This window comes from Bacillus sp. FSL R5-0416 (genome assembly GCF_037975425.1).
Classification (GTDB): Bacteria; Bacillota; Bacilli; order Bacillales; family Bacillaceae; genus Bacillus; species Bacillus subtilis.
Genome location: NZ_CP150252.1, coordinates 254,534 through 268,682, shown reverse-complemented (window position 1 = coordinate 268,682; position 14,149 = coordinate 254,534). Strand labels below are relative to the sequence as shown.

11 protein-coding genes are annotated in these 14,149 nt (G+C 48.2%); 2 read left to right on the top strand and 9 right to left on the bottom strand.

Going from position 1 to position 14,149, the window contains the following annotated elements; translation table 11 throughout:
* Positions 1-28: 28 nt before the first annotated feature.
* The 9 genes from mphK to glnK form a co-directional block, all read right to left on the bottom strand.
* Entirely contained in the window at positions 29-949 is a 921-nt protein-coding gene (gene mphK, locus NYE20_RS01470) for a macrolide 2'-phosphotransferase MphK (RefSeq protein ID WP_129092908.1), read from the bottom strand.
* A gap of 276 nt (positions 950-1,225) precedes the next feature.
* Positions 1,226-2,758: a galactarate dehydratase gene (gene garD / locus NYE20_RS01465; protein ID WP_021481880.1), complete on the bottom strand. Its 1,533-nt coding sequence runs from the start codon at positions 2,756-2,758 to the stop codon at positions 1,226-1,228.
* Positions 2,759-2,848: 90 nt separating this feature from the next.
* On the bottom strand, positions 2,849-3,550 hold the full coding sequence (locus tag NYE20_RS01460) for a FadR/GntR family transcriptional regulator (protein WP_003234813.1): 702 nt from the start codon (positions 3,548-3,550) through the stop codon (positions 2,849-2,851).
* 69 nt (positions 3,551-3,619) lie between these two features.
* Positions 3,620-4,987 (bottom strand): glucarate dehydratase, encoded by a 1,368-nt coding sequence (gene gudD, locus NYE20_RS01455; protein WP_161621319.1) that lies wholly within the window; start codon positions 4,985-4,987, stop codon positions 3,620-3,622.
* 36 nt (positions 4,988-5,023) lie between these two features.
* Positions 5,024-6,391 carry a glucarate transporter GudP gene (gene gudP / locus NYE20_RS01450; RefSeq protein ID WP_003234818.1) on the bottom strand — a complete coding sequence of 456 codons (1,368 nt, stop codon included), beginning with the start codon at positions 6,389-6,391 and terminating at the stop codon, positions 5,024-5,026.
* An 84-nt stretch (positions 6,392-6,475) separates the two neighbouring features.
* Positions 6,476-7,942 (bottom strand): alpha-ketoglutaric semialdehyde dehydrogenase GucD, encoded by a 1,467-nt coding sequence (gene gucD / locus NYE20_RS01445; protein WP_072173721.1) that lies wholly within the window; start codon positions 7,940-7,942, stop codon positions 6,476-6,478.
* Positions 7,943-7,971: 29 nt separating this feature from the next.
* On the bottom strand, positions 7,972-8,898 hold the full coding sequence (gene kdgD / locus NYE20_RS01440) for a 5-dehydro-4-deoxyglucarate dehydratase (RefSeq protein ID WP_003246372.1): 927 nt from the start codon (positions 8,896-8,898) through the stop codon (positions 7,972-7,974).
* Positions 8,899-9,125: 227 nt separating this feature from the next.
* On the bottom strand, positions 9,126-10,070 hold the full coding sequence (gene glnL / locus NYE20_RS01435) for a glutamine utilization two-component system response regulator GlnL (RefSeq protein WP_003234824.1): 945 nt from the start codon (positions 10,068-10,070) through the stop codon (positions 9,126-9,128).
* A 10-nt stretch (positions 10,071-10,080) separates the two neighbouring features.
* Positions 10,081-11,313, bottom strand: coding sequence for a two-component system sensor histidine kinase GlnK (glnK, locus tag NYE20_RS01430; protein ID WP_124073485.1), 1,233 nt, complete (start codon positions 11,311-11,313; stop codon positions 10,081-10,083).
* 301 nt (positions 11,314-11,614) lie between these two features.
* On the opposite strand from glnK, the gene NYE20_RS01425 reads away from it, so the two are divergent.
* Positions 11,615-12,598, top strand: coding sequence for a glutaminase (locus NYE20_RS01425; protein WP_021481886.1), 984 nt, complete (start codon positions 11,615-11,617; stop codon positions 12,596-12,598).
* A gap of 22 nt (positions 12,599-12,620) precedes the next feature.
* A complete protein-coding gene (locus NYE20_RS01420; RefSeq protein ID WP_161621318.1) occupies positions 12,621-14,057 on the top strand; it encodes an alanine/glycine:cation symporter family protein in 1,437 nt (478 codons plus the stop codon).
* Positions 14,058-14,149: the final 92 nt, after the last annotated feature.

Sequence of the window (14,149 nt, the reverse complement as noted above, 5' to 3'; positions counted from 1 at the left end):
TACTCGGTTCATGAAACGAAGTCAATTCTTAATCCGATGTTACACCAAGTGCTTCCAGCGCCATATTGATGTGTCCCTCCTGCTGTGTTTGCAGAGCTAGCTTGGCGATTTCCACCGGATACGCCGCCTGCATCTCTGAAATGTGTTCCTGCATTTTTGCCCATTTCCGGCCGCCTGCTTGATCATAGTATTCAAGCAAACGGGCAGTTTCTTTTTCTCCGAAAATGGTTTGATAAAGAACAAAATCCTTGGCTGGGTCAGCAACCTTCGCTTCTGTCCAATCCAGAAGTCCTGTGACACGTCCATTTTGATCGATAAGGATATGCGGCGGGTGGAGATCGCCGTGTATCAAAGAAGAGAAACCCGGCCAGTATGCATCATCATTTATCCACTTTTGCCATCTTTCCCAAAGCGTCGTAGATACGCCAAGCTTATTCTTCACATCAACCATAGAGTCTGCTGTCATTTGCCTGAAATCTTCTGGCCTTATCACTTCTATTCCGGATTGCCCAGCAGATATTTGATCCGTGCCATGTAATTCAGCCAGTATGTCGGCAAGTGTGCGGACAAAGTCGTCTGACGGCGGCTGATGATCCATATTCCATACATATTGCTTTTGTTCCAAGTCAATTCCAGCAGCCGGCGTTCCTTTTAACATTGGGTAAGCGATCAATTCCGGTGTATGAATTCTCCAATCCGGCACATCAGCAGTCAGATTCGCGCGGAGAAAGGCAAGCGTTATGCCTTCTGCAGATGCTCTTTCCACAACATCACTTCGCCGCGGTTTTCGCAGCACCCATGGCATACCTGTGTCGTCCTTGGCAAATACAACTTGAAAGTCCATTCCGGTTTCATTCAATTGCGCGTTCTCAGAATGAACCGTCAAACCTTGGCTGCGTGCAAGCCCGACAATCTCAGTGATAAGCTGTTTTTCGTTAAGGTTTGTCATCCCATTTCCCCTTTCTCATGCTCCGGCCTGCAGTAGAGAGAAGGGATGCTTGAAGGCACAAAAAAGGGCAGGCACGCCACCCTCTTTTTTGATAATCATGTAAGGGCTCATACATAGGCGGATTCATCCCGATTCTCCCGCTTTCAGCCGAGAGTTGTTCACTATTGAATTCGTGTCACTCGGAATCTCATGAATGCCATGCTGTAACCCCTCCGTTTCCTATACGCTGATTTTCATTTTACAGCATATTCCATCTCCCCGCTATAAAAACATGAATCAAGTCACTGGAGCAGGATTAAACAAGCACAAATCATTATGGAGACCCCAACGGTCTGCCCACGTTTGTTTGCGGCCGCTTGCCACATCCAAAATCGTCCTGAAGATTTCCCAGCCTACGTCTTCGATACTGGCCTCTCCTGTCGCGATTCGGCCGGCATTGATATCGATTAAATCAGCCCAATGCTCTGATAAGGAATGCCGAGTCGATACTTTCAGCACCGGCGCAGCAGCCAGGCCATATGGTGTTCCTCTCCCTGTCGTAAACACCTGCAAATTCATGCCCGCAGCCAGCTGCAGGGTGCCGCACACAAAATCGCTTGCCGGTGTCGCCGCGAACAGCAGGCCTTTTTGCTCTGCTCTTTCACCAGGGCCGAGCACGCCGGAGATGGGGCTTGTGCCTGATTTCGCTACCGAGCCTAACGCTTTTTCCACCACATTGGATAATCCGCCTTTTTTATTGCCTGGTGACGGGTTTGCGCTACGGTCTGCGTCTCCCCGCCGAAGATAGCTGTCATACCACTTCATCTCTTTGATCAGTGATTGTCCGACCTCTTCACTGACAGCCCGCGGCGTTAATAAATGAATGGCATCCCGCACCTCTGTCACTTCAGAAAACAAAACCGTTGCACCTGCGCGAACCAATAAATCAGCCGCATACCCCACGGCAGGGTTCGCCGTCACGCCGGAAAACGCATCACTGCCGCCGCATTGCAGGCCGATAACCAGATCCGAAACAGGGCATGACACCCGGGTTCTGCTGTTCAGCCTGATTAACCGTTCCTCCGCCATTTCCAAAATGGATTGGATCATCGCCGCAAAACCTCGATGATCCTGGAGCGATAGAATGTCATTATCATTTTCGGAGGCAATTCTTTCCGGGAGGAGCTTTTCACATCCCAATCCGATTACCATTACTTCTCCGCCGAAGTTCGGATGCTTCGCGAGATTTTGAATTGTGCGGATCGGAATGACAGCGTCGGGCGCATTAATTGCCACTCCGCATCCGTATTGATGATGCAGCGGCACAACGTCATCGACATTTGGGTATTTCGGCAGCAGCTCTTCTTTTATTCGTTTGACTGCATAATCCAAAACGCCAACAACACATTGAACACTTGTCGTGATGCCGAGAATATTTTTTGTCCCCGCACTGCCATCCGCATTTCGATATCCTTCAAACGTATAGCCTTCAAGAGACGGCCGCGGCTGCGGCACCCTGTTTGCGAGAGGAAGATCGTCTAACGCCGGAGGAGCGGGCATTCTCACGAGGGCTTCCCGTATCCAGCTCCCGCGTTTGATCGTCTCATCAGCAAATCCGATCACCTCTCCGTAACGCACGATCTCGTCCCCTTGATTGAGATCGGTGAGGGCCACCTTATGGCCTTGAGGAACATCCTCTTCAAGTACGAGCCCGCATGAGAAAACAGTGCCCTTTGGCAGTCCTCCATCATTTACAATAATCGCGGTGTTATCTATTTCATGCACTTTGATGTAAAGGGGGGCTTGGTTCTTCCTGAGGTTCATCGCCATATGAAAATCACTCCTCATATTTTAGTAAGCGTTTTCTAAATTGGTTTAAAAAAACCGCAGCTCTTACGTTTCAACTGCGGTTGCTCACCATTATTTTTCATCCATTCCTTTTAGAATTTTGTCACGGACAAATTTCAGATGCTCATACATGTGGTAATGTGCTTTGTACGGATCTCTTTTGGCAAGGGCGTCGTAGATTTTTTTGTGATATTCGACCGTTACATCTCTCTCCCTGTACGGAATTTGGCTGTCAATTTTCGCATGGGTGATCAGCAGGGACTGAATCATCCCTTCAACGACGGGGTTATTGGCGCTTAACGCAATAATTCGATGGAACTCTTTATCCGCTTCACCATAAAGATTGTCAGTGCTGTTGGCAATATCGTCGATCGTCTTCTGCAAACGCTGAAGCTCTTCCTCATTGATTTTTTCCGCGGCAATTGTCACGAGTCCGAGTTCTAGCGCCATCCGCGCTTCAATGATAGCCGGAAGATTATCAGTGGCCAAGGCAAGCATGACGGAAAACGGCTGCATGCCGATTTTATCGTTGAAATATGTGCCCCCTCGTGTTTTTCTCGTAATGACGCCCAGCGTTTCAAGTGAACTGAGTGCCTCCCGAAGCACAGGCCTGCTGACATGCAAAATGTCCATCAGTTCCATTTCTGTCGGCAATTTGTCTCCGGCCCTCAACTGTCCGCTCGATAATAAATGGACAATCCGTTCGATGACCTGCTTGGCTAATGTTTTCCGATTGACTGTATCGACTTTCAAATCCTCTAAACCTTCGTACACGAACAACTCTCCCTTCAGTTGTTCAATTGTAAGACAAAATAGCGGATATGACAATATTTACAAACAAACTTATCGCACAAGACACGGGCGCTTCCGGTCAAATTCCCAGTTGCGGATCAGGAACTGCATTGGGATCGCGTCATTCCGTGCGCCTAAATTCATTTTCAGGTAGATCTCATGCGCTTTTTCCACTTGTTCCATATCAATATCGACGCCTAGTCCAGGCTTATCCGGCACCTTGACACAGCCAGAAGAAATCTCAAAAGGCTGTTTCGTTAATTGCTGCCCGTCCTGCCAGATCCAATGGGTATCAATCGCCGTGATCCGACCCGGAGCCGCTGCTGCCACATGGGTAAACATCGCAAGGGAAATATCAAAGTGGTTGTTGGAGTGCGAGCCCCATGTCAAACCCCAATCATGGCACATTTGCGCAACCCGCACCGACCCTTGCATCGTCCAAAAATGCGGATCAGCCAGCGGTATATCGACCGCATGGAGCTGAATCGCGTGACCCATTTCCCGCCAGTCAGTCGCAATCATATTTGTCGCAGTCGGAAGCCCTGTCGCGCGGCGGAATTCAGCCATTACTTCACGAGCGGAGTAGCCATTCTCATCCCCGCACGGATCTTCCGCATACGCGAGCACATCTTGCTTTCCTTTGCATAATGCAATAGCTTCCTCTAATGACCATGCCCCGTTCGGATCAAGAGTGATCCTTGCCTCTGGAAAACGTTTCGATAATGCGGTAACAGCTTCGATTTCCTCTTCTCCCCGCAGCACCCCGCCTTTCAATTTGAAATCCTGAAAGCCATAGCGCTCCTGTGCGGATTCGGCAAGACGCACAATGGCCTCCGGCGTCAGCGCTTCCTCATGGCGCAGACGGAACCACGCACAATCTGACTGCTCATCGCTTTGATACGGCAAGGTCGTCCGCTTTCGGTCGCCGATATAAAAGAGGTAACCGAGCATTTTTACTTCATCACGCTGCTTCCCTTCGCCCAGCAAAGCCGCGACCGGTTCCTGAAGAAACTTTCCAAGCAAATCTAACAAAGCCGCTTCCAGTGCGGTGACGGCGTGCACAGTGGTGCGCAAATCAAACGTCTGATTTCCTCGCCCTCCCCTGTCCTGATCGCCAAACTGCTTTCTGACCGTTTGCAATATCGCTTGGTACGCACCGATAGATTTTCCGACAACAAGCGGCTCTGACAGCTCCAGTGTGCGGCGAATATGCTCTCCGCCAGGCACCTCGCCGACTCCCTGATTTCCGCTGCTGTCCGTTAAGATTACGATATTCCGGGTAAAAAACGGGCTGTGTGCTCCGCTTAGATTCAGCAGCATGCTGTCATGTCCCGCAACAGGAATCACCTTCATCTCAGTAATTGAGGGAATATTCGATCTTTTCTCTTTTTGAACCTGCTCTTGTATCGGTGAACTCATGCATTTTCCTCCCTTTATAAAGCGCTTTCATAAATATTAGACAGGCAACGATTGATCGGGGTCTTGCTCTTGTTTCTTTAACACGACCCGTTTGATCGGCCCGACCAGCAGCAAATAGCTGAGGATCGCCGCAATCGCGTTAGCGCCGACAAACACAAGCGCGCCATTAAAAGATCCAGTGGCATTAACAATGTATCCGATAATAATCGGTGTTGTAATCGAGGCAATATTGCCGAAAGTGTTGAACAAACCGCCGCTTAATCCTGCACATTCTTTCGGAGACGTGTCCGACACGACAGCCCAGCCCAATGCGCCGAAGCCTTTTCCGAAAAACGCGAGCGACATAATAACAACGACAAGCCACGCTGAATCTGTATAGTTGCAGACAATCATACTGCAAGACAGCAGCATGCCGGCAATGATTGGCACTTTTCTTGCAAAGGTCAGTGAACGGCCTTTTTTGAGCAAGATGTCTGACACAATGCCCCCAAGGACGCCGCCGGCAAATCCGCACAGCGCCGGCAGGGAAGCGACAAACCCAGCTTCAAGAATAGACATGCCGCGGGCCTGAACCAAATATACCGGAAACCATGTGAGAAAGAAATAGGTGAGAGTCGTAATACAGTATTGCGCGATGTACACACCAATCAGCATGCGGTTCGTTAACAGCTGTTTGATATACGGCCATTTCGATTCTGTTTCTTGTTTGCTTTTACTGTCATCCATGGAAATCAGCCCGCCGCCCTGTTCGATGTACGCAAGCTCAGCTTCATTAACCTTCGGATGTTTTTTCGGTTCATACACCGTTTTTAGCCAGATGACAGCCAGAAGAATGCCTGCAATACCCATGACAACGAAAACGGAATGCCAGCCGAAAGAGTGGGTAAGCCAGCCCATTAAAGGAGAAAAAATGACGATTGCGAAGTATTGTGCTGAATTAAAAAAGGCTGAAGCTGTCCCGCGCTCGGAGCTTGGAAACCATGAGGCAACAACTCTGCCGTTTCCGGGAAATGAAGGCGCTTCTGATAAACCAACCAGAAAACGCAGTGCAAACAGCAGGATAATCGCTGTGCCGGCGGAGAAAAAGCCAATCGCCCCTTGCAGCAGCGTAAAAAACGACCAAAAAAAGATGCTTAACGCAATGATAGTCTTTGAACCAAAACGGTCCAGCAGCCAGCCGCCCGGAAGCTGTCCGATGACATAGGCCCAGCCAAAGGCAGAAAAGACATATCCCATGGCGACCGAGTCCAATCCCAAATCATGCTGGACGGAATCTCCGGTGATGGAAAGCGTCGCTCGATCCGCGTAGTTAATAGAGGTCACAAGAAACAGCATAAACACGATAAACCAGCGCACGGACGTTTTTTTGCCCGCCGGTGTAACACTCGCAAAGTCTTTTTTCATAGTATCTTCTCCTTTTCAAAGTAGAGAATCATATGCTGGCTGTGATAAAGCCGGGAAAGAGACGCACGTCTCTTTCCAGCACCATTACGGCTTCACAAAAACGGTTTTGATCGCTGTGAAAAAGTCCTTCGCTGCCTCCCCCTGTTCTCGGGAGTGGGAGCTCGACTGCTTCATGCCGCCAAAAGGCGCCTGCAGCTCAACACCTGCGCTTTCTGCATTGATCCGAACCAGCCCGGCATCGATTTCATCAATGAAAGAAAGCATTCGGCCGATGTTTTCCGTGAAGATGGATGCACTTAAACCGAACTTCACATCATTGGCAATGTTCAGCGCCCCCTCCATCGAGTCCACCTTGATCAAGGCGATCACCGGACCGAAAATTTCCTCCTGGGCAATTGTCATCTCAGATGTCACATTGTCAAAGATGGCAGGCTGAACATAATAGCCGTTTTGATACTTTCCGTTCTCCAGCTTTTCTCCTCCTATTAAAAGGGAAGCCCCCTCCTGTTTGCCTTTCTCAATGTATGACAGGCAGTTATCTAACTGATTCTTGCTGGCTATCGGTCCCATCCAGACATCCTCTTTTAAGCTGTCTCCGATTGTAATATCTTTTGTGCGCTGGAGCAGTTTTTCTTTAAAGCGCTCATAAATTCCGCTTTGTACAATGACACGGCTTGTCGCGGTGCATTTCTGGCCGGTTGAACGGAAGGCCCCCGTTATGACAGCTTCAGCCGCAGCTTCAAGGTCAGCGTCATCAGCTACGATAACAGGGTTTTTGCCGCCCATCTCAAGCTGGTACTTAGCTCCCCTCGCTAAAGCGGCTTGCCCGATGATTTTTCCGACTTGATTTGAACCGGTAAACGTAACGGCGTTTACACCGTCATGCTCAGCAAGCCCCTGCCCGACAACAGAACCCGGGCCTGTCACCAAATTGATGACCCCTGCCGGGAGCCCCGCTTCCTCAAAGCAGGCAATGATCTTTGCGCATGTCACAGCTGTTTCTGTCGCCGGTTTGATGACAACGGTATTGCCGTATACCAATGCCGGCGCCATTTTCCAAATCGGAATCGCCACTGGGAAGTTCCACGGAGAAATCACGCCGACCACACCGAGCGGAACACGGGTGGTAAACATGAGCGCGTCTTTGTCAGTAGACGGAATGACGTCACCCGTTTTTCGCATGCCCTCTCCGGCATAATAGCGCAGAATGGCAATCCCCCGGGCTGTTTCTCCCTTCGCTTCCGGCAATGTTTTACCCATTTCACGCGTTGCACAGGCGGCGATTTCCTCCAAGTGCTGCTCCATGATATCCGCTGTTTTGTATAAGTATTGGCCGCGCTCGGCACCCGTCAGCTTTCTCCAAGCCGTTTTGGCTTCATTGGCGGCGGCGACGGCACGTTCCACATCTTCAGCCGTTGAATTCTGTACATATCCGACAATATCATTCACATCGGCAGGGTTTTCGACCTTGACCATATCGCCTGATTGAGACTTAACCCACTCTCCTTTAATAAAGTTGAGGTACGTGTTTTGTTCCGTGATCACAGACATGCCCATTGCCCCTTTCGTGTTTTTTCTGGTCAAACCGTCGCGGCTTTTTTCGGAAAACGGTCAGCCGCCTGCTTCAAAATTGCTTCCAATTGCTGATAATGATCTTTTTCAACCGGGCCGACAGGCGGTCTGGCTGTATTCCTTACATTCAAACCCATGATTTCCATACCGGCTTTAATCAAGGATACGGCGTAGCCTTTTCGTTGTTTGCGAATGTCGTTGATCGGCAGAATCACATGCCGATAGAGTTCCTTCACAAGCTCGTCATTTCCGTTTTTCAATGCATCATAGAACATTCGCGAAATATGCGGGATATAATTTGAAATCGCTGAAGAGTAAGAGTGGAACCCGATCGGCAGATAAGCCGGCATCGTCACTTCAGCCATCGGCATTCCGTTGAGCCATCCCAAGCGGTCGCCGATCGTATAGACGAGGTTGATATTCAAATCCATATTTCCTACCCCGTCTTTGACACCGACAAGCTGTTCACATTCGGTCAGACGTTTGATCTGTTCAACAGAGAGAACTGCGTTATCGCGCTGATAAAGAATCGCGTTCAAGTCAGTGCTTTCAATAATCGTTTTCGCATACTGGTACAGCCCCTCCTGTTCGCCATGCACCAAATACGGAGGCAGAATCAAGTAGCCGTCGGCGCCTTTTTTCTCCGACAGCTGCGCCCAATCAAGCGCTGTGCTGAGGTTGCCGCCCACCCCCGTGTAGACCGGCACCTTTCCTCCGGCTGCCGAGACTGCGACTTCCACCATTTGCTCATATTCCTTCTGGCTGAGAGATTGGAATTCACCAGACCCGCAAGCGATAAATATCGCTTCCAAGCCCTCATTCAGCAAAAACTCAATGTTTTGAAAAAGAGCTTCTTCCTCCAGTTTTCCTTGTGTGTTAAAAGGAGCAACCGGAAAACCTAAAATTCCAGCGGGTGCTTTTCTGATACGGCTCATCAACATAACCTCCTGTTATTTGTGTATACAGCCTCTATCTGTAAGCGCTTTTATTAATTTTTCTTTCACATCCGCTCCTTCCCCATATATCCTTTTGTTTAATTGTAAGACAAATAAACAATAAGTCAATATCTTTATTTTCTGATATTTTATAAAAAAGCGGAAAATCACTGTCCGGCCGGGATTCTGCGCAGCAAAAAAACAGCCTGGTCAGCCGGCTGTTTAGTTTATATCCTTCTTTGTTTCATCGTCTCATGCAAAAGCTTTGCTTCCAAAAAAAACACGTGGATGAATTTTTTCATATTTATTCTAGCAGGTGCAAGGGGTTTTGCATCCTTGGATTGGAGTTCTTTCATTTTCTGGCTGACAACCGGAAAATCAAAGAATTTCGATGCATAGGTTTCAAATTTTGGATTCGAAAAATCAGTTGTGCCCAGTGAAGCAAAATGGTGCAGCGAATGAATAATCGCTCTGCGGATACGCTGCTCCGAGGCTTTCATTTCGCGATTGACTTCCGTCTGTGAGGCCCCTGTCCCCAGCTTCCGTACCGCTACTTGGGTGAATATTTGTTTTAGCGAAGGGCTTTGTTTTTCGTGCGGCTCGGATTGCTCGTGTTCTGCTAAATACTGCAGGACCGCCATGAGATCATGTGCGCCGCCTTCTCCCATCATGCCCAGCTCGGACAACAGGAATGTTCCTGCCTCTTTTAAACCGCTGTCACTCTTCTGCTGGGGACGCGCTTTCCGTTCAGTCCGATTGACAAGCCGGCTTAGAGAATGCTGAATGGCTCCAATCGAGTGTTCAAGCTCGATCCGCTCCTTCACCTTTTGGAGAACCGTGACAATTTCAATGCGGTTAATCGGCTTATGGATAAAATATTCGATGCCGAGCGAGTACGCTTCCCCGACCATTTCCTTCGCCTCCACTTGAGAGATCATTACGATTTTGCCGGAGTACGTATTCTGGATCTGACGAATCGTCTCAATGCCGTCTCTTCCGGGCATTAACAGATCGATTAATAAAATATCAATCTGCTTAAATTGCAGCATATGCCCTTCCACTTGGCTTCCGTCGTCAGCTTCACCAGCAGCTTCCCCGAGATCTTCGTCCTCAATGATCTGCCTTAAAATTGACCGCACCGCACGGTCATCATCTGCAATAAAAAAACGCATAGCTTTCGGTTCACCCTTTCTGAATCAAATGCCGGACAGGCAGCCTGATGTCAAACACCACTCCCCGCTGCTGATTATCAAACGTGATATCCCCTTCTAGCTCAGTCACGATTTCCTTTACGTAGGAAAGTCCGATACCCGTAGAAGGCGTGCCAAATTCGTCATATTTTGAAGTAAAGCCCGGGTCAAACACAATGTCTCCGATTTTCTCGGAAATCCCGGGGCCATTGTCTTCCACCTGGAATTCTACCATACTCTCATTTGGCTTACGGAGCCTCAGGCTGACCATTCCCTCTTCATCCATAGCCTCTACCGCATTTGCTGTTAGATTATTAATGATCGAAAGCACGATAAATACGTGATATTCGTCATGCTCTCCCTCGATCGAGCAGTAAAAATCAATCTGCTTCCCTAGTGCTTCAGCGTACTTTTCATTCATTCGAATCACGAGCTGCAGCAAATCAGAAGCCTTCATATAATCTCTCAAACTCTCATTCGAAATCAGTTTTGAAAGCCCTGCGAATATCCGCTGGTTGTCCTTTTTCACTTCATGAATCTCTCCGGCCAGTCTCAGGATTCTGCCGCTCAGCTGAACATCCTTGCCCTTCATTTCCCGATAGAGCTGATACGAATCGTTTGTCACTTTCTCTGTCGTTTTCAATGTCTTTTTTAGGTGCACCGTTTCTTCATATAAATTGGAAACGATCATCAGCATGTGCTCGTGCTGCTGCCTTGTCTGTTTTTCTCTCGATTGTGTTTCATACAGCTTCAGCACACTATAAAAGCTCATCACAATAAATGTGTGAGAAATCGCAATCACCGCAATGTCAGTGATTTTCTCAGGCGTGACAACCGTATGAAAAATGAGAAATTGCACAGTTAGCTCGACACAATCTGACACAACTTCAATCATAAACCCAATGAAACCGAGCATAATCGGCCGTTCACGGAAACGATTGGCCTTTAATATGGAAAACAGACAGGCGTAAGTCATATAAAAGAAAAAGCCAGACGCTTGATCATACAGAATCGGAGTCAGCCCATTGTGTCCTCCGCCCCATAATTCCAGAAAGACGCGAAAGATGAAAACAGCCGCTCCAGTCAGAAAACCCGGCAGCACAGCGGGCACATGCCGCAACAATGATAAAAAGAAGAAAAAAACCGGTGCCCCAAAGCTGACCCGGAATTCTTCATTGAGGGGATAAAATTTCAGTTCACCGGCCAGCGGCACCGTAATCAGCATGAGGGCCAGTATATATCCGTCTTTTTCAATAAACCGTTCCAGTTTTATGTTGATCACATCCTCGCTTTTTATTTTGGGGAATCGGGAGAAAACCTGCAAATTGCTTTTGACCCAGAACATGAGGTTTTTATAAATCTTACTGCTTATTTTCAAAATGTTTTTGTCGTATTTTGTATGATTCTGTAGTCTCCATTATACAGTAATTATACCTTCCGCTATTATGAAAGCGTTTAACGCCCCTTTAGCCTTCGTTTTGATACACCTCAGTCCTTTAAGAAAAAAATCAGTGAGGAGGAATTCGATGAAAGAATTGATAAAAGAGCACCAGAAAGACATAAACACGGCGTTACAGCTTCATGATTGGGTTGAATACTATCGCCCTTTTGCCGCCAATGGACAAAGCGCAAACTATATCCCCGCTTTAGGAAAAGTCAATGATTCACAGCTCGGCATCTGTGTATTGGAGCCTGATGGAACGATGATACACGCCGGCGACTGGAACGTCTCTTTTACCCTGCAAAGCATTTCAAAAGTGATTAGCTTTATTGCCGCCTGCATGAGCCGCGGCATTCCCTATGTGCTTGACCGCGTAGATGTCGAGCCGACAGGTGACGCCTTTAATTCAATCATTCGGCTCGAAATCAACAAGCCGGGAAAGCCCTTCAATCCCATGATCAACGCGGGTGCCCTCACCATCGCTTCGATCCTTCCCGGAGAATCGGCATACGAAAAGCTCGAGTTTCTTTACTCGGTGATGGAAACTTTGATAGGAAAACGGCCAAGAATTCATGAAGAAGTATTCCGTTCTGAATGGGAAACCGCCCACCGCAACAGAGCGCTGGCCTACTATTTAAAAGAAACAAACTTTTTAGAAGCTGACGTAGAAGAAACACTTGAGGTGTACTTGAAGCAATGCGCTATGGAGAGCACCACAGAAGACATTGCGTTGATCGGCCTGATCCTTGCTCATGACGGGTATCATCCGATTCGACGCGAGCAGGTGATTCCAAAAGATGTGGCAAAATTGGCCAAGGCATTAATGCTGACGTGCGGCATGTACAACGCTTCAGGCAAATATGCGGCGTTTGTCGGCGTGCCGGCCAAAAGCGGCGTCTCCGGTGGCATCATGGCGCTGGTTCCTCCAAGTGCCAGAAGAGAACAGCCTTTTCAATCCGGATGCGGCATCGGCATTTACGGGCCTGCCATTGATGAATACGGCAACAGCCTCACTGGCGGTATGCTGCTGAAGCATATGGCGCAGGAGTGGGAGCTCAGCATTTTTTAAACATGAAAAAAGAGGTGATTGTATGCAGCAAATCCTGGAACATATCGTCGGTATTGCAAATGATCTTTTGTGGTCAAAGCTATTAATTGTTTTGCTCCTTTCTCTGGGAATCTATTTTACGTTCAGGCTTAAGTTTTTACAGGTTCGCATGCTGAAAGAAATGGTCAGGGTATTAAGAGAAGGTGCTGCTTCCCGGTCAAAAAACAGCATTTCTCCGTTTCAAGCCTTTTGCATCAGCATGGCGGCCCGTGTCGGAACGGGAAATATTACGGGTATTGCCATCGCCATTGCACTCGGCGGGCCCGGTGCAATCTTCTGGATGTGGATTATCGCTATTATCGGATCAGCATCCAGCTTTGTGGAAAGCACACTGGCTCAGATTTATAAAGTAAAAGATGTAAACGGCTTCCGCGGCGGGCCGGCGTATTACATGGAAAAAGGGCTGAACAAAAGGTGGATGGGCGCGCTGTTCGCTGTGTTAATCACCTTATCGTTCGGTATCGTCTTCAACTCGGTTCAATCCAATACAGTCAGCCTTGCCTTTGAAAACGCGTTTGGCACAAACCGCCTGACATTGGGACTCATTTTAATTGCTGTATTCGGCACGATTATTTTTGGCGGAGTCAAGCGCATTGCAAAGCTGGCTGAATCCATTGTCGTCGTATTGGCTGTCCTGTATATCGGAGTTGCATTTTTCGTTATTTTCACCAACATTACGCAGCTGCCAGGTGTGCTTGCGCTAATCGTGAAAAATGCGTTTGGTTTTGATCAGGCCGCCGGCGGGGCTTTGGGCGCGGCACTCATGCAAGGCGTAAGACGGGGAATCTTTTCAAACGAAGCGGGAATGGGAAGCGCACCGAATGCCGCTGCCACCGCCACAACAAGCCATCCCGTCAAACAGGGGCTGATCCAAGCTTTTGGTGTACTGACAGATACACTGGTCATTTGTACAAGCACCGCCTTTATCATCCTATTTTCGGATGCCTATCATACTCCGGGTCTGAGCGGAATCGCCTTGACACAAGCCTCCCTCAGCTCCCATGTCGGATCATGGGCATCAGGCTTTCTCGCCATTCTGATTTTGTTATTCGGATTCTGTGCTTTAATCGGAAACTATTATTATGGCGAAACCAATATCGGCTTTTTGAACAAAAGCAAAAAACTGATTTTTGTCTACCGTATCAGCGTGCTGGCAATGATCGTGTTTGGCTGTGTTGCCAAAGTCCAGCTCGTCTGGGATCTTGCTGATTTGTTCATGGGTTTGATGGTCGTCGTGAATTTAATCGCGATTTTCTTACTATCAAAGGTCGTTTTTACAGCGCTGAAAGACTATACACGCCAGAAAAAAGCAGGCAAGGATCCGGTCTTTTATAAAGATGTGCTCAAAAACCATAATGGCATTGAGTGCTGGCCGGTTTCAGACACAAAGACTGACACGCACAACAAACAAATATCATAAGAAAAGGGTGTTCAGACATATGGGCTGAACACCTTTCTCTTTTTGCGTTTATTGACAAACACGTAAGCCTCCATTACGATTTTCATATCTTT